Below are 19,460 nucleotides of genomic sequence, written 5' to 3' on the forward strand. Positions count from 1 at the left end.
AAGGCCGGCAGAACATAATAAACTTTTCGGAGAATTACATGGACCGCTGTTTGACAACTCTTTGTTATCTTGAAAGAGATGACATGTACCTAATGATGCATAGGATTTCCAAAAAGAATGACATAAACAAAGACAAGTGGATCGGAGTCGGAGGTCATTTTGAGGAAAATGAAAGTCCCGAGGACTGTATAAAAAGAGAGATCTTTGAGGAAACGGGATATGATATCGAAGAAGAGAAGATAAAATACAGGGCCGTTGTGACTTTTATTTCCGATAAGGGCGACTATGAGCTCATGTCCCTGTTCACGGCAAAAGCCCCGGACTCGGAGCCAAAAGAGTGCGATGAAGGGGAACTTTCATGGGTCAAAAAGAGTGATGTATTCAATTTAAATCTCTGGGCCGGAGACAAGATCTTTTTAAAGCTTCTGGAAGACAGCAAAGATTTCTTTTCCCTAAAGCTTTCTTATGACATAAATGACAGACTTAAGGAAGCGGTACTTAATGGGAAAAAACTGGATTACAAAGCAATACTTAATAAGATAGACGAATAATTACTCTGCGGGCGGCCCACGGGTCGCTCGCAGCATTATTTAAAGAGGTATAAGTTTTGGAAGAAAAGACACGGGATTTCCTCGCAGGTCGAATAAAAGATCTGGCAACAAGGGCATACATGAATAATTTTGTCACCCACACCGATTTTCTCTCGGTGTCGGAGCTTGCCTGCTTTTATCAGATACTAGCAAGCGAAGGAGTCTCATCAAACAGCAATATATACTGCGGAGCCAGATTCGTTGTTTACGGCGGGGCAAAAGAAGCAGAGCGAGCGATGGTCTGTTTTTTACCCGATTATCTGGACGAAGAGAGTTTTCTTTTGGCAGAAAAAGAGGAACCTACGGTTCTTGAATGCGTTCGCATAAGGCCCGTAAACGCAAAGTTTGCGGATGATCTTAATCACAGAGATTATCTTGGATCCGTTATGAATCTCGGAATCGAAAGAGATCAGATTGGAGATATCCTTATAGATGAAAATGAGGCATATCTGTTTGCGACATCAGACATTGCAGATATGCTCTGCAAGGAGCTGATTCGCATCAGACATACCTCGGTAAAATGTGAAAAGGTAAAGGTAAGTGATTGCAATGTGGAGCCCAGATTTGAGGAGGTTAGTGGAAGTGTTGCTTCTGAACGAATTGATGCAATTCTGGCCTTTGTATATCATCTCTCCAGATCGGAGGCTCAGAAACTGATAGAATCCGAGTCAGTGTTTATCGACGGAAAGACGGCATATAGCGGCGGGTATGATCTTAAACCCGGCGCAAGAGTATCTGCCAAAGGCCACGGAAAATTTATATATCTGGGGACCACAAATACAACAAGGAAAGGCAGGTTGTTCGTAAAGATAAAGCTTTTTGCCTAATGGTTTATAAGAGCTTTTCCACGCATGAAGCTACATCGGACATCTTCTGAGTGGGCTCAAAACGAGCAACAACGTTGCCGTTCCTATCAATAACAAATTTGGTGAAGTTCCACTTGATGTCGGGATTATTCTTGTAATCCTTATCGATCTTCTTAAGCATTACATTCATGGCAAGGGCAGCAGGTCCTTTTCCGAAGCCCTCAAATCCCTTCTGAGACTTGAGATATTCATATAAAGGAAGCTGATTCTCGCCGTTTACATCAGACTTGGTCATCTGAGGGAACTTGGTGTTGTAATGAAGCTGACAGAATTCATGGATCTCTTCATCGGTTCCGGGAGTCTGACCTGCGAACTGATTGCAGGGGATATCAAGAACTTCAAAGCCTCTGTCATGGAACTTCTCATACATCTCTTCGATATCCTTGTAATGAGGAGTAAAGCCACAGCCCGTAGCAGTGTTTACAACGAGCACGACCTTATCCTTGAAGGAATCGAGTTTAACCTCGTTGCCGTTTGTATCGGTAACAGAATAATCATAAAAATTCATGGTAAATACCTCCGTGAATATAAAACAAAAACAACAAACAATTGATTTAACCAAATTATATTGCGCGCAATCTAAAGTGTCAATACCTGTTGCAAATATTTTTGGTGGACCTTATAGTTTAATAAGGATATAAGGCGGATGAGGAATGAGTAATTATATTATTTTTGACCTTGAATGGAATCAGGGTGAAGCACCGGTCACGGTTGACGGTAAGACTCTCTCTTTTGAGATTGTTGAGATAGGTGCTGTTAAACTTAATGAAGAAAAGAAAAAAGTAGGCGAATTCAGTAGACTGATAAAGCCTCAGATACATAAGCAGATGCACAAGATAACGGGGAAACTGATACATCTTTCTATGGAAGATCTTGAGGACGGTGTTTCTTTTCAGGAAGCAGCCTCGGATTTCCTTGAATGGTGCGGCGAAGATCCCAAGTTTTGCAGCTGGGGACCTCTTGATCTGACCGAGTTTCAGCGCAATCTTGATTTCTTCGGAATGCCTCTTCTTTCGGACAGGCCGCTTCCTTTTTACGATGTTCAAAAGCTTTACAGTCTTGCGTATGACGACGGAAGGACCAGAAAATCTCTTGAATCCGCGGTGGAAGAATTGGGTCTTGAGAGTGATATTCCTTTTCACAGAGCGCTTTCTGATGCTATCTACACGGCCGAGATATTTAAGGGCTTCGGAGAAAAGATACTTAGCAAGATCTCTTTTGACACCTATGTAACACCCAAGACCAAGAAGCAAGAGATCAAGATTATCTTTGATAATTATGAGAAATATATCTCCAGGGAGTTTGACACCAAAGAGGATATTCTTGAAAATATGGAGATCATGAGCACCAAATGCTATCTCTGTAAAAAGAACATCCGAAGGAAGGTCAAGTGGTTTACTCCAAACGGTAAGCACTATTATGCAGTGGCCTATTGCGAGAAGCACGGATTCATGAAGGCCAAGGTTAGGATAAAAAAGGCTGAGAACGGAAGACTCTTTGTGATAAAGACCTGCAGATTTATTCCGGTTGAAGATGTCGAAGACATGAAGTCCAAACAAAGAAAAATAAAGAAAAGACAAAAGCCATGACCTCTAAAAGATCATGGCTTTAATTTTATTATTATCAGATTAGAATTTTCCGGATCCCGAACGCCATTTCTTGAATTCGCGTTTTCTTCGTTTATATCTGATCCTATCACTCTTTGAAGAAAACTTTCGGTTGGATGTGACTTTTGTTGACATCGAACCTGAGAACAGCGAGATCAGAACAATCGCGGCGGCTATAATAAGAAGGATCTTTACATTTATAAATATCGGTTTTGCCGCGTGAACTTCATTGGCGGTTGAGCCCTGTTGTCCCGAGTAGGAAACAAGCGCTTTTCCCACGGGAGTTTTGTTATAAGTATAAGTAATCTTGGCTACGGCGGAAGGATCTTCTTTTTTATCTTCGTCCGTGAGGTCATATGAGACCGTGTATTCGGTATCTTCAATCTTGGCGGTCTTTGGAAGGATCACCTTATCGGAGCCGTTAAGACTCAGGATCGTACCGGACTTTCCGAAAACGTCATTGTCCGATTCAAAGAAAAGTGAGTCATCAGGCATATATCTTGTATCGTTGTCTGCGATATTTACCGCTCCGAAGTTGTTGAATGCATAATCAAACAAAGTGACCGTATCAGTGAACTGCTCGGGAGAATCCTCCATGAAGACAACGCAGATAAGTCTCATTCCGTTCTTTTCGGCACAGGTTACAAGAGTTTCTTTTGCCAGATCCGTGTATCCCGTCTTTCCGCCGATGATACCTTCGTAGCTGACTTCTCCGGTAATAAGCTTATGCTTGTTATTTAGATAGAAGTCATCGGGCTGTGTTGAAGTCGCCGTGAAGTGGTATCTTGGAGTGTTTGCCACCTTACAAAGAAGCTCGTTATTAAAGAACTGTCTTGATATAAGTGCAAGGTCATAGGCGCTGGTATAGTGATCGGCGCGCTGAAGACCGTTGGTGTTTGAAAAATGGGTGTTGGTACATCCGATGTCCGCAGCTCTTTTGTTCATGAGATCAACAAAAGCATCGATACTTCCGCTCACATGCTCGGCTACGGCGTTGGCAACCTCGTTGGCACTTCCGACCATGATCCCGTAGAGAGCCTGCTCAAGGGATATTGACTGTCCGACATCCATTCCGATGCTCGAACCGTCGTGAGGAACACTGAAAACGGCCTCGTTTGAAAAATTAATCTTATCATTAAGATTGGCGCCTTCAACAGCGAGAAGACAAGTCATGATCTTGGTGGTACTGGCCGGATACAGCTCTTCATTAATGTTCTTGGCATAGAGGATCGTACCGGTCTCTGCTTCCATAACAATGGCTGATTTGGCATTGATGGAAGGTCCTTGCGGCCAGCTGTCTATAAGATTGCTCTGTATCGGAAGAGCTCTCCTCTCTTCAGCCTCCATAAGCTTACCCGGATCGCCTTCTTTGACTTCTTCCTCCGCATAGATGGTTTGTGTCAAAAAAGAAAACGATAAAGCGATTGTCAAAAGGGCTAAAGATATTTTATTTAATTTTTTCCTGTAATTCGCATGTAGTATGTTGTTCATCGTATGTAAATAATACAATACTTCCAAATCGAGGGCAAATGTTGTAAAATTCTTTTATAAGATATACAGGTAGGAATAGAAATGCGTTTACGTAATATTGCGGGTTCAAGAGAAGTAATTGCGGAGAGTAAGTTCACCGTCAAGGAGCCCGAGAAGATGAAAGGCCTCTGGAAAAAAGAGGTATTTGGTAATGACAATAAGATCCATATTGAGATAGGAATGGGTAAGGGAAGATTTCTCATGGACATGGCAGCCCTCCATCCCGATATCAATTATGTTGGAATAGAGAAGTATTCAAGTGTTCTTTTACGTGCCATCCAGAAGCAGGAACAGCTCCTTCTTCCCAATGTTATTTTTATAAGGATGGATGCGGAGAATATATGCGATGTGTTCGCTCCTTCAGAGGTTGACAGAATATATCTTAATTTCTCAGACCCCTGGCCCAAGGACAGACACGCCAAGAGACGCCTTCCTTCAAGAGAGTTTCTTAAGAGATACGACAAGATACTTGTTCCGGACGGCGTGGTTGAGTTTAAGACGGACAACGAAGACTTGTTTAATTTTGCACTTGAGGAGGTTGAGCCGGCAGGTTGGACTTTGGATGCAGTCACACGTGATCTTCATAACGATCCCGTTATGAACGAGAACAACGTGATGACCGAGTATGAAGAGAGATTCTCTTCTATGGGCAATCCGATTTTTAAATACATCGTAAGCAGAAAGGGGACCTAATTATGGACTACAGTTTAAACAGCCAGAATTTCGAAGCAGAAGTTTTACAGAGCAAATTGCCGGTATTAGTTGATTTCTCAGCTGACTGGTGTGGGCCTTGCAAGATGATGGCCCCCATGATGGACGAGTTTGCCGAAGAGTACGAAGGCGAGCTTAAGGTTATGAAGATCAATGTAGATCAGTCACCTGACATAGCCCAGAAATACAATGTTATGTCCATACCGATGTTTGCATTCTTCAAAGGCGGAGAAGTCGTAGACACAGCGGTTGGAGCACTTAACAAAACAAAATTACAGGGAATAATCGATAAGGTGCTGGCTTAAAAAGCCAGCACTATTTATAGAGGAGTAAAGTTTTGGCGGATAAGATTACAAATTTCGAAGACTATAAGAAAAAAGCCGTATCAGATCCCGTTGAACAAGCAGCCCCCGTTAAAGAGGAAAGTCCTGTTGTAAAAGAGGAGCCTGTAAAGAAACCGGATCTGAGTGATACTACGGTCATAAACCGCATAGAGATCGAGGATCCGTACAATTTCTTTACGGAAGAGGAAAGAGAAGCATATTTCCGCGAGAGACAGAAAGCGGAGAGAGCAAGGAAAGAACCGGGGAAAGAGACGGTCAAAGAGGAGCGCGGGGATAATGCGCCCAAAAAAGAAGATCCTTTGAAGCAGGAGACTGCAGAGGTAAAAAGACCTGAGAAAGCACCCGAACCGGCTATCAGGCCCAGAAGAGAAAGACCTCGCAGGGAACGCAGAGAAGATTACTACGAGGATGATGTTCGTGACGAGTTTTATGAAGGTGATATTCATAGAAGGGATTATGATCGTTACGATGATGATGAAGACTACGACAGAGATTATGACAGAGACTACGACGAAGATTATGACGATGACGAATATGATGAGTCTGAAGATAAACTTATGAGGATCGTTGTCAGGATCGCTTCTGTCCTGACGGGACTTGTTATTCTTACACTGGTCGGACTTGCCGTGGTATTTAAGGCGGGAGGTCTTTTCCATAAAGATCCCGAGGCTATGGGACCGGAAGAAGTGGTGACCGAATCACCTGCAGAGGAACAGAAAAAATTTGAAGTTCCGGAAGGCTATACTGCCGTAGATGATACCGTTACAGTCATAAACAATGATCTTAATCTAAGGAATAAGCCCAAGAATGAGGAGGGCAGCGAAGTTGTTGCCGTAGCCAAGGTGGGCACACAGCTTAAGAGAGTTGCTGTAGACGGCGGCGGATACTGGGCAATCGTAGAATTCGAAGGCCAATATTTATACGCATCAATGAACTATTTATCGACTCCTTGAGTGGAGCCAACCATAGAAGCGATCAACCGCTTCAGATAAAGATTTGCTGGAACGAGAAAAAGAATCTGTATGACTAAGGACCTCCTCTTTGGATGTGTCCTTGGCATAGTCTGCGATCTTCATGGCATACTCTTCCTCCAAAGATTGATAATTCATGTTTACAAGCAGAGTCGAACTTAAAGCGCTTACGCATGCATAGAGCTCAGGGTATCGCTTTTGCACGATGGCAAATTCGTCAAGGATCTGTTCTCTGCTCTGAAGGCAGAAAAGACCATAAACGGACTCGACTATCTCGTGAGGTTCGATCTCATCGCGATATGAATTATCCTCATAACCGTCCAAGGTTGCGTAGTATTCGCATATCTCCTGGACGAGAGAGCCTACTTTGGGGTTGTCATAGAGTTTTTGAAGTTCGTCTATTTTTTTATCGCTCATGCTGTAAGTATAACATAATATAAAGGAAATCAGGCAAAATAATGAAGATTGGGATTTTTGATTCGGGAATAGGAGGACTGTCTGTTCTTCATGAGGCATATCATCTTTTACCCGAGCAAAATTACATATTTTATGCAGACGTTGATCACGTTCCGTACGGAACCAAGACTCCCGAGGAGATCCTTGGATACTCCGAAGAGATTACGAAATTTCTTTTGGATAAGGGAGCGGAAGCGATAGTTGTAGCGTGTAACACAGCTACCAGCGTAGCCATTAAGGAACTTAGGAAAAGATATGACGTACCGATCCTCGGAATGGAGCCTGCCGTTAAACCTGCAGTCGAAGGAACAGAGCAAAAGAGGATCATGGTAATAGCAACTCCCGTAACCATAAGGGAGGATAAATTAAGAGATCTTCTTCACAGAGTGGATGAAAAGCACAGAGTAGATCTTCTTCCGATGCCAAGACTTGTTGAGTTTGCGGAGAAAGAAGAGTTTGATACAGATAATGTCAGAGATTATTTAAGAGAGCAGTTTTCGGACTACAACACGGAGAATTACTGCGCTCTTGTACTTGGTTGTACACATTTTAATTACTTTAAACCGCTTTACAGAGAATTTTTTGGAAAAGAAACACTTCTTATCGACGGTAATTACGGGACAATTCGACATCTCGCGGATGTTTTGGGACTTTCCTTAACCAATTCCCCTGATAATGTGGTATACTTTGATAGCGCCCACAAGATGTTGTGTGAGTCAAATACGCAGTATTTTTTTTCCGGAAAGAGCATTTCAGATGAGAAAACTCTGGAACACTTGAAAAGACTGCATAACAGGCTTGAAGAAGTGCGAAAAAAATAATAATAATTCTCTTGAATTAATCAATATAATGTATTATCATTAATTTGCAACCACAAGATATAGTTGTGGTTCATTTTATCTATGTGATTGATTTAAAGGGATTGTAAATTGCAAGGGGGTTCTTATGAAGATCATTAAGAGAAGCGGTAAGGAAGTGGCGTTTGACGGCAATAAGATTCTTGCGGCTATCGAGAAGGCTAACAACGAGGTTACTGAGGAGAAAAAACTGACAGCAGGCCAAATCAGTGACATCGAGATGGGAGTCGAGAAGCAGTGCGCTTCATTAACTCGTGCGGCGAGCGTCGAGGAAATCCAGGATATGGTCGAAGACGGCCTTATGAGATCCGGTAAATTCGAGGTTGCCAGAAAATACATCACATATCGTTATAAGCATGCTCTTGTCAGAAAGTCCAACACGACTGATGAGCAGATCATGTCTCTTATTGAGTGCAATAACGAGGAAGTTAAGCAGGAGAATTCCAACAAGAACCCTACAGTCAACAGCGTTCAGAGAGACTACATGGCGGGCGAAGTGAGTAAGGATATTACAAGAAGATTCCTTCTTCCCGAGGATGTAGTCAAGGCACACGAAGCAGGACTTATCCATTTCCATGATTCGGACTATTTTGCTCAACATATGCACAATTGCTGTCTGGTTAATTTGGAGGATATGCTTCAGAACGGAACAGTTATTTCCGAGACAATGATCGAGCGTCCCAAGAGCTTTTCAACTGCCTGCAACATCGCAACTCAGGCGATCGCACAGATTGCAAGCTCACAGTACGGCGGACAGAGTATCACTCTTTCCCACCTTGTGCCGTTTGTGGACGTCAGCAGACAGAAGTTCCGTAAGGAAGTTGCGCTCGAGTTTGAGACTGCCGGAATGAAGATCAACAAGAAGCAGGTCAACGAGATCGCAGAGATGCGCGTCAAGAAAGAGGTCGAGAGAGGCTGCCAGGTAATTCAGTACCAGGTAATCACTCTTATGACTACCAATGGACAGGCGCCCTTCATAACCGTGTATATGTACCTCGATGAGGTCCCGGAAGGTCAGACAAGAGAAGATCTGGCTATGGTCATCGAGGAAATGCTCAAACAAAGAATTACCGGCGTAAAGAATGAGAAGGGTCAGCTCATAACACCCGCTTTCCCTAAGCTCATTTATGTACTCGACGAAGACAATATACATGAAGATTCCAAATACTGGTACTTAACCGAACTTGCCGCTAAATGTACGGCAAAGAGACTTGTTCCCGATTACATCTCAGCTAAGAAGATGAGAGAGCTTAAGGCTGGCGACGTATATCCTTGCATGGGATGCAGAAGCTTCCTTACTCCCGACAATGAGAAGGTTGCAGAGGGTCTTTGCAACAAGGGCAACAAGGCAGGCGCTCTCAATTATGAGGAAGGCCAGCACAAGTACTACGGAAGATTCAACCAGGGTGTCGTAACTCTCAATCTTGTAGATGTAGCTTGCTCATCAAACAAGGATATCGACAAGTTCTGGGAGCTTATGGAAGAGAGAACCGAGCTCTGTAAGAGAGCACTCATGTGCAGACATGAAAGACTTCTCGGAACACCTTCCGATGTAGCACCTATCCTTTGGCAGAACGGAGCCCTTGCAAGACTTAAGAAGGGCGAGAACATAGACAAGCTGTTGTTTGGTAACTACTCAACAATATCACTTGGCTATGCAGGACTTTGCGAATGTACCAAGTACATGAAGGGTGTATCTCACACCGATGCCAAGGGCAAAGATTTTGCAATTCAGGTAATGCAGTTCCTTAACGACAAGTGCGCTAAGTGGAGAGCTGAGACCAATATTTCGTTCTCACTTTACGGAACACCGCTTGAATCCACAACTTACAAGTTTGCTAAGTGCCTTCAGAAGCGTTTTGGAAGCATTCCCGAAGTTACAGACAAGAACTATATCACAAACAGCTATCATGTTCATGTAACAGAGCAGATAGATGCATTTACCAAGCTTAAATTTGAGTCTGAGTTCCAGGCTCTGTCACCCGGAGGAGCTATCAGCTACGTTGAGGTTCCGGATATGACCAACAACATCGATGCGGTTATATCGGTTATGAAGTACATCTACGACAATATCATGTACGCAGAGCTCAACACCAAGTCTGATTATTGCCAGTGCTGCGGTTATGATGGGGAGATCAAGATCGTTACAGATACAGACGGAAAGCTCATCTGGGAATGCCCTAACTGCGGTAACAGAGATCAGAACAAGATGAATGTTGCAAGACGTACCTGTGGTTACATCGGAACACAGTTCTGGAACCAGGGACGCACCCAGGAGATTAAAGAAAGAGTTCTCCACCTCGCAACACCTAAGTGCTGATCCAAACCAAAGTTTCGGCCCGGACAAAGAAACAACAAATAATACCACAATAAACAGCAAGGTCGGAATTATCCGACCTTGTTTTGCCCATAAACAAGATTTTGTTTTGAATAAAAGAAGAGGCGATATGTACTACGGACAAATATATTTTAATGATGTTGCAAACGGAATAGGCTGTAGAACGGCATTCTTTGTAAGCGGATGTACGCACCACTGCAAGGGCTGCTTTAATGAAATGACTTGGGATTTCATGTACGGAAACAAATATACCAAAGAGGTAGAGGATGAGATCGTAGAGTCTTTAAAGCCTGAATATGTAAGCGGTCTGTCGATCCTTGGCGGAGAGCCTATGGAAATCGTAAACCAGAAAGAAATCCGTCCCCTCCTTGAGCGGGTAAAAAAAGAAGTTCCCCACGCCACAATCTGGATCTATTCCGGATACACATGGGAAGAGCTTAACGATAAAGACAACAAGAGATGCCACGGGGAAGATACAGATGCAATCCTTTCAATGATCGATGTTCTCGTTGACGGCAAGTTCGAGCTTGAAAAAAGAAGCCTTCTTCTTAGATTCCGAGGATCGTCAAACCAAAGAGTTATCGATGTTCCCGAAAGTCTAAAAAAAGGAGAAGTTGTCCTTTCTAAGTATAACGACAAAGAGGAATCAAGACTGAGCTGATAGCAACAATTGCAATACGAACAACAATGTAAGCACTTACATCCCAGATGTAGGTGCTTTATTATTTTATATAAAGAGTTGACGGAAGGAGGCAAGTATGAAGAGAGAGAAATTTGACCTACTTACTTTCGGTGAGATTATGCTTCGTCTGTCTCCGCCCGATTATGAGCGAATAACAAGGGGCGATGTTTTTGATAAAAGAGCCGGCGGCTCTGAACTTAATGTCGCATCGGGAGTAGCTCTTTTGGGACTGCGGACGGGAATCATATCGAGACTTCCGCAGAATGCACTGGGAACCTTTATAAAGAACAGGATCAGATTTGAGGGTGTTTCGGATGACTACCTGATATATGATGATTCCCCCGAAGCGAGACTCGGCATCTATTACTATGAGAACGGAGCTGCACCTCGTAAGCCCTCCATTGTATATGACAGGATGAATTCATCGATCACGAGGATTGCTATTGAAGAGATACCTGAAAGCGTCTTAACTGCGACGAGGATGTTCCACACAAGCGGGATCACACTTGCGCTTAACAATAACACCTGTGAAGTAACAACAGAGCTTATTAAGAGGTTCAAAGAAAGCGGAGCACTTGTTTCTTTTGACTGTAATTACAGAGCCAATCTATGGAGCGAAGAGGAAGCCCGCACTGCTATAAATAATATACTTCCGTATGTGGATATTCTTTTTGTTTCGGAAGAGACATCAAGAAGAATGATGCAAAAAAGCGGTGAGCTTGCGGATATTATGAAGAGTTACACAACAGACTATCCGGTAAAGATAGTCTGCACGACACAGAGGGAAGTCATAAGTCCCAGAAAGCATAATTTTACATCAACGATATATGACGCCAAGACTGATAAGTTCTACACCGAGGCGCCCTATAAAGATATCGATGTTATAGACAGAATAGGTTCCGGAGATGCTTATGTATCAGGCGTGCTATACGGAATCCTTAAGTACGGGGATGCCGGCAAAGCGCTTGCCTATGGAAATGCCACATCAAGTGTCAAGAATACCATTCCCGGAGATCTACCGGCCAGTGATCTAAAAGAGATAGACAGTATTATTAAGAATCACTGCGCTAAAGGCCCTATAAGTGAGCTTAATCGCTGAGGGCATAAATAAGCCGATTTACGTTCGCCATAACGTATTTCCATTATAAAAACCTCTATATGCGAGATCCCTCTCGCAGACCCAAAAAAGGACCACCCTCGGTCCTTTTTTGATATAATAATTTCATGACAGTTTATGAGATGCTATTAAAAGAAAAAGATGCTAAATACAAGGAATTTCAAGCTAAGCTTGTTCCAAATATAGCGCCCGAGACAATAATTGGAGTCAGAACGCCCAAGATGCGTGATGTTGCAAAAGAAGTCTTTAAGAGCGATATAAGGGATGAGTTTTTAAGCGAGCTTCCGCATAAGTACTATGAAGAGAACCTTGTTCATTTCTTTGTTGTTTCACTTATCAAAGATTTTGATGAGTGCATTACCGAAGTTGAGAAGTTCCTTCCGTATGTGGATTGCTGGCCGGTTTCAGATCAGGCTACGCCAAAATGCTTTAAAAAGAATCATGGAAAGCTCCTTCCGTATATCAAGAAGTGGATCGCATCAGACCATGTCTACACTGCGCGTTTTGGCATGCGCATGCTTATGAATGAATTTTTGGATGACGATTTCAAAGAAGAATACCTAGAGCTTGTTGCATCCAAAAAGGGCGAAGATTATTACCTTAAGATGATGGTGGCTTGGTATTTCGCGACAGCACTTGCCAAACAATACGACGCGAGCGTTAAATATATTGAAGATCGAAAGCTTAACGAATGGGTCCACAAAAAGGCAATTCAGAAAGCTGTTGAGAGCTTCAGGGTTACAGATAAACACAAAGAATACCTTAAAACATTCAGATGAGATAATCCGGGGATATACTGATCAAAATAATCAGTATATCCCTTAATTATATTCAAAAAATGTCGATATATGATATGAGATAGTTTTGACAAACGGATTTGCCAAAGAGCGTCAAGGAGGATGCATATGTCTATCGAGATCATGAGAGACTTATTTTCATATGAAAAATATGAAAAAGTAGTTGAATCGATATCTAATGCGAACAGCGTGCGGGTTAATAGGAAAGCTGAGCCTAAGTCTGAGCCCGAGGAATCCCTTGCGAAATTAGAATATGAGATGAGAAAAGCGGAGCGAGAAAAGAGCGTAGCAGATCAGAGTATGTGCTATGCAGAGAAACTGCGCGCAGCCAGAAATAAATCCAAAGCAACATCTCTTCAGAAAAAGAAACTCCAATACAATTTCAAAAAAATATCTTCGATGATAATACGAAGTAAAAATAGCGTAAGTGCAAGGAAAGCTGTGCAATCCGCAAGACGTGAAGTAATGAGACTTAAGCGTCTTAAAGGAAGCGGCGAATACGACGAAGAAGAAATACAGCTTGCTATAGATCATGCCAATGCCATGGTCAAAGTCGCCAGAAAGAAAGTTCATCACCTTGAGCAGGAAGAGATGATAGAACGTGGCTCCGTGGGTATCGGCGAAGCGCTTGAAGAGCGTGAAGACGACAGTGTTTCTGAAGATGAGAAAGCATCAGAAGAGGAGATAGACGAAGAGGAAATGCTCGAAGAGCCTTTTGATGATATGGACTTTGAGGAAGAATTCATATTGGAAGGTCCTCAAATACAAGATGTTTCGGTAGATGTTCCGGAGTCAGAAGGTGAAGCATTAACAGAGCTTATGAGTGAGTTTTCGGAAGAGATGGAAAGTATGATGGAAGAGCTTGATCTTACAGATCTTGCAGAAACTATGTACGCTCCCGATCCCAATATGTCCGAAGACGATCTTAAGATGCTTAAGATCAAGCATCGCACCAAGGAACTGAAAGAAATTGCCGAAGCCGACAAGGAATATCTTAAAAAGCTCTTTGCCTATGAGGAATCCAAGAAAAACGGTTCCGCAAATGCTGCAAGCAGTGCGATTTCAGGAAGCTCCGCGCCTGTATTTAAAGCAGGTGCTCAGTCAGTTACTCCTATAATCTCCATGCCCGGAGCGGCAGCAGGAGGAACCACAGTAGCACCCATGTCTCCCGTAGGAATCGATGTCTCCGTATAGAAGAAGGCTTGGTCGTGGCGGAATTGTATCTACGGAAGAATATGGCTTATGCGAAATATGTCTTCCCAGATTTAAAGAGATTGTTTTGTCTTGGCAGTGAAATATAGGCGGAACGCGTCGCCCCTTGACAAGGTACATAAATGTTAATAAAATCATTTTTAAAATAATATGACGTTGAAGAGGATCAGTAACTGCGTAAGCGTTTCAGAGAGAGAGCCGTTGGTGCGAGGCTCTTACGACCAAACAGCGAACCTACCTTGGAGTCCCGTATGAAAATACGGCGTATCCCGCGTTAAGGGTGTTAAATGAAGTGAAACTTGGCAAGAGCTAAGTTTAAATAGGGTGGTACCGCCGAAATCTTCGGTCCCTGTTAGGGACACGAAGATTTTTTTATTCGTGTCTGCTTCAAGTTAACGACCTCGCAAACTGCGAGAACAATCACGAAAAAGGAGAAAAGACATGGCTGACAACAAGAAACTTGTATCAGAGATCACATCCATGGATGAAGATTTCACACAATGGTATACCGACGTATGTATCAAGGCAGACCTCGTAAGCTATTCCAACATCAAGGGATGTATGGTAATTAAGCCTGCGGGCTATGCAATCTGGGAGCTCATTCAGAAGCACCTTGATGCAAGATTTAAGGCAACGGGAGTTCAGAACGCTTACCTTCCCATGTTCATTCCCGAGTCACTTCTTCAGAAGGAGAAGGATCACGTAGAGGGCTTTGCACCTGAAGTTGCATGGGTTACACACGGAGGAATGGAGCCTCTTACAGAGAGATATTGTGTTCGTCCCACATCAGAGACACTTTTCTGCGATTACTACAAGGGAGAGATCCATTCATACAAAGACCTCCCTCAGGTTCTTAACCAGTGGTGCAGCGTTGTTAGATGGGAAAAAGAGACAAGACCTTTCCTTAGAAGCCGTGAATTCCTTTGGCAGGAAGGCCACACAGCACACGCAACATTCGAAGAGGCTGAAGAGCGTACACAGCAGATGCTCAATGTATACGCTGACTTCCTTGAGAATGATATGGCTATCCCTGTTATCAAAGGTCAGAAGACAGATAAAGAGAAGTTTGCGGGAGCAGAGGCTACATACACAGTAGAAGCTCTTATGCATGACGGAAGAGCTCTTCAGAGCGCTACCAGCCACAACTTTGGCGATGGATTTGCAAAGGCATTCGGTATCCAGTATGCAGGTAAAGACAACCAGCTTCACTATGTAAATCAGACTTCATGGGGACTTACAACACGTACTATCGGAGCTATGATCATGGTACACGGAGACAACTCCGGACTTGTTGTTCCTCCTAAGATCGCTCCTATCCAGGTTGTTGTTATTCCTATCCAGCAGAAGAAAGAGGGCGTTCTTGATGCCGCATACGGTATTGCAAAGAGCCTTTCTGATTACAGAGTAAAGACAGACGATACAGACAGAACACCCGGATTTAAGTTCGCCGAGCAGGAGATGAGAGGTATTCCGATCCGTGTTGAGATCGGACCTAAGGATCTCGAGGCAGGTAAGTGCGTACTTGTAAGAAGAGATACAAGAGAGAAGATTGAGTGCGCGATCTCAGACGTAGCAGCTAAAGTCGGAGAGCTTCTTGATCAGATCCAGAACGACATGCTTGCAAGAGCAAAGAAGCACCTCGAGGAGCACACATTCGTTGCTCACAACAAAGAAGAGTTTGCAGAGAACTTCAAAGAAACAAAGGGCTTTGTAAAGGCTATGTGGTGCGGAGACCGCGAGTGCGAAGACAAGATCAAGGAAGAGTTCAACGTAACAAGCCGTTGTATGCCTTTCGAGCAGGAGAACATCTCAGACGTTTGCCCTATCTGCGGCAAGCCTGCAAAGAAGATGGTTTACTGGGGAAGAGCATATTGATCCGGATAACAAAAAGATAATATCAATAATAAAGGCAGTGTGGATTTTCATCATTCCACACTGCCTTATTTTTTTACTTGGTTTTACTTATGTTTTTCCTAGCGTAATACGTCTTTTTGTTGTTGTACATTCTCTGATCCGCCAGCATGAATACTGCGTGAGTATCTTTATCTTCCGCTTCCGATCTGAAAGCGAAGCCGTGAGAAACGCTGTGGTTAATGCCGGGATCTTCTTTATCAAGATCCAAAAGCTTTTTATCCAAAAGATCAAGGAGACTGACAACCTTGTCCTTGTCTATCGAATCGGAGATTACCATAAATTCATCGCCACCGATCCTAAAGCACTCTCCTAAGCCTTTAAAGGTGCTCGAAAGAGCGGATGAGAAGCTCTTAAGAAGCTTATCTCCGGCAGGATGTCCGTCGTTGTCGTTAACCTCTTTTAGTCCGTTCAGATCAAGGCTGACAATACAGAAATCAGAATCGGATTCATCAAGGTCTGCAAGTCTTTTATCAGCGCAGGCTCTGTTGGGGAGCTGCGTAAGAGCATCCTCAAAAGCAATCTGAGCAAGAGAAGCATACTCTTTTCTCTGAGCATATATCCTTGTCATGAAGACGAAGTGATTAAGTAGCTGCGTGATGACAAAGAACATCGCGGTCGCAGGGATCACATTTGTCATGAGGATGTTGTCTCGGCAATCCAGGTTTGGTCTCGTCACATCGGTCAAGGCTGTAAGTATCAGCGATATCGAAAGAAGCGTCAATCCAAACATAAGTATCTGAGTAGTAGGATTCTTGGATTTGGATTTAAAATCAATAAAGTCATAAACGACAAGGAACAAGAAGCTTATCAACGCAAGTAAATAATAAGGGATGATAAAGTGGTGAATATGAACCTTGTCCGTAAGGTGAAGCGCAATGAACAGGAAGCTGAAAGCCAGCGAACCGTATCCCATTATCGAAAGGACAAGTCCGTCATAGCGCTTGTGTAGGCTGTATATAAGTGAATAAATAGTCGGAACAAGCAAATACAGAGCGGAGTACCCGATGAAGGTTGCTGTCGCTTTGTCCAAAAGGAAAGTGAAGCAGTCAAATTCCGTGAGCAGCCATAAACCAAGCAAAATACCTATAATCGAGCATACGATCTGATTGAACACATCTGACGATCTCATGTAGAAAACAAGTGAGATAAGCAGGAAGATGTGACCGAAAACGATAAGGAAGATACCCGTTATCAGAGGAAAAGTTGCCGTATACATAAGGTTTCTGTATAGGTCGTCAAAATCTCCCATCATCATGTTTACTACGTTTGCCTTTGTGTTGTTCTCGGTTACGTAGAGGTTTATGGAGAGTTTTTTGCCCGCATAATCAGGTTCAAGAGGAACAATATTGTATCCGTTTCCGATGTAGGAGCCGTTTGCTACCGCGTCGAGTCCTTCATAGGCGATAAGCTTGCCGTCGAGGAAGACCTCATAGGAACAGCATTCGGTCTTGAAAATAAGATAAGGGAACGGAGCTTCGCAAGACTTAAGCAGCTTTGGAAGCGTCAACGTGATCTTGTCTCCTCGCGAAAAAGAAACACCTATCTGATCGCTGAGAGCTCCCAATTCGGTATTGAGATATTGCTGATTTCTGTAGGTTGCAACCCAGCCTTTTTCCAGCGAATACAGAGGATATTGCTTTTCAAAGCGAAGCAAAGTGAAAAACGCCGAGAAGAGCAATACGATGAAAAGGGTGGATATTCCTATGAAAGTAACTGTTTTACGCATGGAACGGCACCCCCATTTCCTTGTTTTGCTGATGCTCTTTCTTCATCTCGTACATACGTGAATCCGCAAGCATGTAAACTTCCTGAGCTGAACTGTTGGGAACCTCGTAGCTGTAGGCATAGCCATACGAAGCACTGTATTGGAACACCTGCTCTTTCCTGTTCCATTCGGACAAAAGAGCATAGAATTCATGAATTCTCTTGGTACAGTGAGAAGCCTGCTCATCAAGAAGAATAACGATAAATTCATCGCCGCCCATTCTTCCGATAAGATTTGCATCCCAGAAACAGTTGGTAAGTATTGTCGAAAAGCCCATTAGAAGGCGGTCGCCCTCGTGGTGGCCGTAAGTGTCGTTTACTACTTTAAGCTTATTCAGGTCGATACTGAATATTGTGTAGAGACTGTGCTCATTTGAAATAACCTGCATTATCTGCTCACATCTTGCTCTGTTGGCAAGTCCTGTCAGAGGATCGGTATAAGCAAGGTCAACCATCTGTCTTTTCATTGAAGCATAATTGTTGTTGTATATGCTGTAGAAAAGATAACTGATGATAAGACAAGATACAAACAAGAGCGCACCGAAAGTAAAGCCGCTTCCGTAGAGGAAGATGTTTCCGGAGTTACTCTTATATTTGTGATAATCGTAAACAAATATATCGGAGATCGCGAAGATCATGAAAGCGAGCAGTCCCAGTATGAAAAAGAGATCCGAAGTCGTGTTGTGATCGTCGGAAGTAAAGAAATGCTCTCGTTCCCTGTACATAAGAATGATCGCGATAATACTCTGAATAATGATCGAACCCTGAATATATGTTGTCACATCCGAAAACTTTATGATGTTGTGATTATTCAGAATAAAAAGAACAATAAAGAAAGCAATGTTATACAAGAACATAAGCTGAAACAGAGGCCTGCTCCTTTTTGGGAATACCGAAAACAGATATCCCGTTATGGAGATCGGAATACATACAAAAGACGCGTACTCGGCGACGGAATTGGCATGCGGATTATTGATCAGCATGTCGATAAGTCCGTACTGTCCAAGAATAAACAGACCGAGCAAAAATGAAGTAAGTCCGCTGAAAAAGAGCCTTAGCTCTCTGTCGTGATATATGTACATGTAAGGAGAAATAATGATAAGTATAAGTCCGAGCACAGATAAAAAGATGCCCGAGAAAATACTTACCGAGTTTTGTAAAAGATGATATGAAAGAATATCTACTCTGCTGCCAAGAACGAACTCTGAAAGCGAAGAAAAGGAAGCTCTTCTTGTTCCGGTAAGAACAACCTTTAAGCGGTTCCCGGAGTGAGAACCGGTAAGAGAAACACAGTTGAATCTGTCGGGGCATTCGCGGTATTTCTCGTAGATATCACGTCCGTAAGAATAGATAAGATCTTTTCCGACATAAACATCTACGGTCGCATGCTTGGTGAAAAAGTAAAGGCAGCAGGAGTTGCCTGAAATATACGGGATGGTTCTTGTAAGCACAAGAGAATCGCCTTCATTGATCACGGGAATATTTACTTCATGAAGAACGGACGACGTTTTCAAAACATCGTCATTTAAAGAAACAGTCCATCTGTCCTCAAGAGTAGTAAGAGATGAGCTGTAAGAGTAGGAATTATCTATAACCTTTAAAAGCGCCATTATTAAAAGAAAAAATATCGCAAGCAAAAGTATAGCGACAAACCTGGTGTTTTTTCTGAATTTCATATTTAAACCCTCATAATATCATTAACAT

Annotated in this window: 18 protein-coding genes and 1 other annotated feature; of the genes, 13 read left to right on the forward strand and 5 right to left on the reverse strand. The window is 43.0% G+C overall.

The window, feature by feature from the left end; all coding sequences use genetic code 11:
* Nucleotides 1–38: 38 nt before the first annotated feature.
* Nucleotides 39–551: an NUDIX hydrolase gene (locus D6856_RS05415; RefSeq protein WP_120686085.1), complete on the forward strand. Its 513-nt coding sequence runs from the start codon at nt 39–41 to the stop codon at nt 549–551.
* A gap of 56 nt (nt 552–607) precedes the next feature.
* Nucleotides 608–1,417 (forward strand): YlmH/Sll1252 family protein, encoded by an 810-nt coding sequence (locus D6856_RS05420; protein ID WP_120686086.1) that lies wholly within the window; start codon nt 608–610, stop codon nt 1,415–1,417.
* A 4-nt stretch (nt 1,418–1,421) separates the two neighbouring features.
* Here the strand turns inward: D6856_RS05420 and D6856_RS05425 are convergent, their stop codons facing one another.
* Nucleotides 1,422–1,964: a glutathione peroxidase gene (locus D6856_RS05425; RefSeq protein ID WP_092245193.1), complete on the reverse strand. Its 543-nt coding sequence runs from the start codon at nt 1,962–1,964 to the stop codon at nt 1,422–1,424.
* Nucleotides 1,965–2,109: 145 nt separating this feature from the next.
* On the opposite strand from D6856_RS05425, the gene D6856_RS05430 reads away from it, so the two are divergent.
* On the forward strand, nt 2,110–3,045 hold the full coding sequence (locus D6856_RS05430; protein WP_120686087.1) for a 3'-5' exonuclease: 936 nt from the start codon (nt 2,110–2,112) through the stop codon (nt 3,043–3,045).
* A 39-nt stretch (nt 3,046–3,084) separates the two neighbouring features.
* Here the strand turns inward: D6856_RS05430 and D6856_RS05435 are convergent, their stop codons facing one another.
* Nucleotides 3,085–4,467 (reverse strand): D-alanyl-D-alanine carboxypeptidase family protein, encoded by a 1,383-nt coding sequence (locus tag D6856_RS05435; protein WP_243114038.1) that lies wholly within the window; start codon nt 4,465–4,467, stop codon nt 3,085–3,087.
* Between the two features lie 168 nt (nt 4,468–4,635).
* On the opposite strand from D6856_RS05435, the gene trmB reads away from it, so the two are divergent.
* Genes trmB through D6856_RS05450 form a run of 3 tightly spaced genes read left to right on the forward strand, consistent with a single transcriptional unit; the run spans nt 4,636 to nt 6,601 of the window.
* On the forward strand, nt 4,636–5,286 hold the full coding sequence (gene trmB, locus D6856_RS05440; RefSeq protein WP_092245204.1) for a tRNA (guanosine(46)-N7)-methyltransferase TrmB: 651 nt from the start codon (nt 4,636–4,638) through the stop codon (nt 5,284–5,286).
* 2 nt (nt 5,287–5,288) lie between these two features.
* Nucleotides 5,289–5,609 (forward strand): thioredoxin, encoded by a 321-nt coding sequence (gene trxA / locus D6856_RS05445; RefSeq protein ID WP_092245207.1) that lies wholly within the window; start codon nt 5,289–5,291, stop codon nt 5,607–5,609.
* A gap of 32 nt (nt 5,610–5,641) precedes the next feature.
* A complete protein-coding gene (locus D6856_RS05450; RefSeq protein WP_120686089.1) occupies nt 5,642–6,601 on the forward strand; it encodes an SH3 domain-containing protein in 960 nt (319 codons plus the stop codon).
* Here D6856_RS05450 and D6856_RS05455 read toward each other — a convergent pair.
* Nucleotides 6,587–7,036, reverse strand: coding sequence for a hypothetical protein (locus D6856_RS05455; RefSeq protein WP_143104470.1), 450 nt, complete (start codon nt 7,034–7,036; stop codon nt 6,587–6,589). The genes D6856_RS05450 and D6856_RS05455 overlap by 15 nt on opposite strands.
* 41 nt (nt 7,037–7,077) lie before the next feature.
* Between D6856_RS05455 and murI the strand changes: the two genes are divergently transcribed.
* The 7 genes from murI to proS all read left to right on the forward strand — a co-directional run bounded on the left by murI (nt 7,078) and on the right by proS (nt 15,953).
* Nucleotides 7,078–7,896: a glutamate racemase gene (gene murI / locus D6856_RS05460; RefSeq protein ID WP_120686090.1), complete on the forward strand. Its 819-nt coding sequence runs from the start codon at nt 7,078–7,080 to the stop codon at nt 7,894–7,896.
* A 124-nt stretch (nt 7,897–8,020) separates the two neighbouring features.
* Complete coding sequence (gene nrdD / locus D6856_RS05465) at nt 8,021–10,252, forward strand: anaerobic ribonucleoside-triphosphate reductase (protein WP_092245219.1); 2,232 nt, start codon at nt 8,021–8,023, stop codon at nt 10,250–10,252.
* Between the two features lie 127 nt (nt 10,253–10,379).
* A complete protein-coding gene (gene nrdG, locus D6856_RS05470; protein WP_120686091.1) occupies nt 10,380–10,931 on the forward strand; it encodes an anaerobic ribonucleoside-triphosphate reductase activating protein in 552 nt (183 codons plus the stop codon).
* A 97-nt stretch (nt 10,932–11,028) separates the two neighbouring features.
* Nucleotides 11,029–12,051, forward strand: a complete 1,023-nt coding sequence (locus D6856_RS05475; RefSeq protein ID WP_120686092.1) for a sugar kinase — start codon at nt 11,029–11,031, stop codon at nt 12,049–12,051.
* Nucleotides 12,052–12,176: 125 nt separating this feature from the next.
* Nucleotides 12,177–12,848 (forward strand): DNA alkylation repair protein, encoded by a 672-nt coding sequence (locus tag D6856_RS05480; protein WP_120686093.1) that lies wholly within the window; start codon nt 12,177–12,179, stop codon nt 12,846–12,848.
* Nucleotides 12,849–12,974: 126 nt separating this feature from the next.
* On the forward strand, nt 12,975–14,060 hold the full coding sequence (locus D6856_RS05485) for a hypothetical protein (protein ID WP_120686094.1): 1,086 nt from the start codon (nt 12,975–12,977) through the stop codon (nt 14,058–14,060).
* 165 nt (nt 14,061–14,225) lie between these two features.
* Nucleotides 14,226–14,432: a binding site (T-box leader), on the forward strand.
* An 87-nt stretch (nt 14,433–14,519) separates the two neighbouring features.
* Entirely contained in the window at nt 14,520–15,953 is a 1,434-nt protein-coding gene (gene proS / locus D6856_RS05490) for a proline--tRNA ligase (RefSeq protein ID WP_092245235.1), read from the forward strand.
* 73 nt (nt 15,954–16,026) lie between these two features.
* On the opposite strand, the gene D6856_RS05495 is transcribed toward proS, so the two are convergent.
* Both D6856_RS05495 and D6856_RS05500 read right to left on the reverse strand, forming a co-directional pair.
* Nucleotides 16,027–17,718 (reverse strand): GGDEF domain-containing protein, encoded by a 1,692-nt coding sequence (locus tag D6856_RS05495; protein WP_120686095.1) that lies wholly within the window; start codon nt 17,716–17,718, stop codon nt 16,027–16,029.
* Complete coding sequence (locus D6856_RS05500; protein WP_120686096.1) at nt 17,711–19,432, reverse strand: GGDEF domain-containing protein; 1,722 nt, start codon at nt 19,430–19,432, stop codon at nt 17,711–17,713. The genes D6856_RS05495 and D6856_RS05500 overlap by 8 nt, the downstream gene beginning before the upstream one ends.
* Nucleotides 19,433–19,460 lie beyond the last annotated feature (28 nt).

It is taken from the genome of Butyrivibrio sp. XB500-5, assembly GCF_003625505.1.
GTDB lineage: Bacteria > Bacillota > Clostridia > Lachnospirales > Lachnospiraceae > Butyrivibrio.

Bases quoted from the DNA above. Each gene is read 5' to 3' on its own strand.
- D6856_RS05455 (WP_143104470.1), bottom strand. From the start codon at position 7,036: ATGAGCGATAAAAAAATAGACGAACTTCAAAAACTCTATGACAACCCC.
- trxA (WP_092245207.1), top strand. From the start codon at position 5,289: ATGGACTACAGTTTAAACAGCCAGAATTTCGAAGCAGAAGTTTTACAG.
- D6856_RS05475 (WP_120686092.1), top strand. From the start codon at position 11,029: ATGAAGAGAGAGAAATTTGACCTACTTACTTTCGGTGAGATTATGCTT.
- murI (WP_120686090.1), top strand. From the start codon at position 7,078: ATGAAGATTGGGATTTTTGATTCGGGAATAGGAGGACTGTCTGTTCTT.
- D6856_RS05485 (WP_120686094.1), top strand. From the start codon at position 12,975: ATGTCTATCGAGATCATGAGAGACTTATTTTCATATGAAAAATATGAA.
- D6856_RS05500 (WP_120686096.1), bottom strand. From the start codon at position 19,432: ATGAAATTCAGAAAAAACACCAGGTTTGTCGCTATACTTTTGCTTGCG.
- D6856_RS05425 (WP_092245193.1), bottom strand. From the start codon at position 1,964: ATGAATTTTTATGATTATTCTGTTACCGATACAAACGGCAACGAGGTT.
- trmB (WP_092245204.1), top strand. From the start codon at position 4,636: ATGCGTTTACGTAATATTGCGGGTTCAAGAGAAGTAATTGCGGAGAGT.
- D6856_RS05430 (WP_120686087.1), top strand. From the start codon at position 2,110: ATGAGTAATTATATTATTTTTGACCTTGAATGGAATCAGGGTGAAGCA.
- proS (WP_092245235.1), top strand. From the start codon at position 14,520: ATGGCTGACAACAAGAAACTTGTATCAGAGATCACATCCATGGATGAA.
- nrdD (WP_092245219.1), top strand. From the start codon at position 8,021: ATGAAGATCATTAAGAGAAGCGGTAAGGAAGTGGCGTTTGACGGCAAT.
- D6856_RS05480 (WP_120686093.1), top strand. From the start codon at position 12,177: ATGACAGTTTATGAGATGCTATTAAAAGAAAAAGATGCTAAATACAAG.
- D6856_RS05415 (WP_120686085.1), top strand. From the start codon at position 39: ATGGACCGCTGTTTGACAACTCTTTGTTATCTTGAAAGAGATGACATG.
- D6856_RS05495 (WP_120686095.1), bottom strand. From the start codon at position 17,718: ATGCGTAAAACAGTTACTTTCATAGGAATATCCACCCTTTTCATCGTA.
- nrdG (WP_120686091.1), top strand. From the start codon at position 10,380: ATGTACTACGGACAAATATATTTTAATGATGTTGCAAACGGAATAGGC.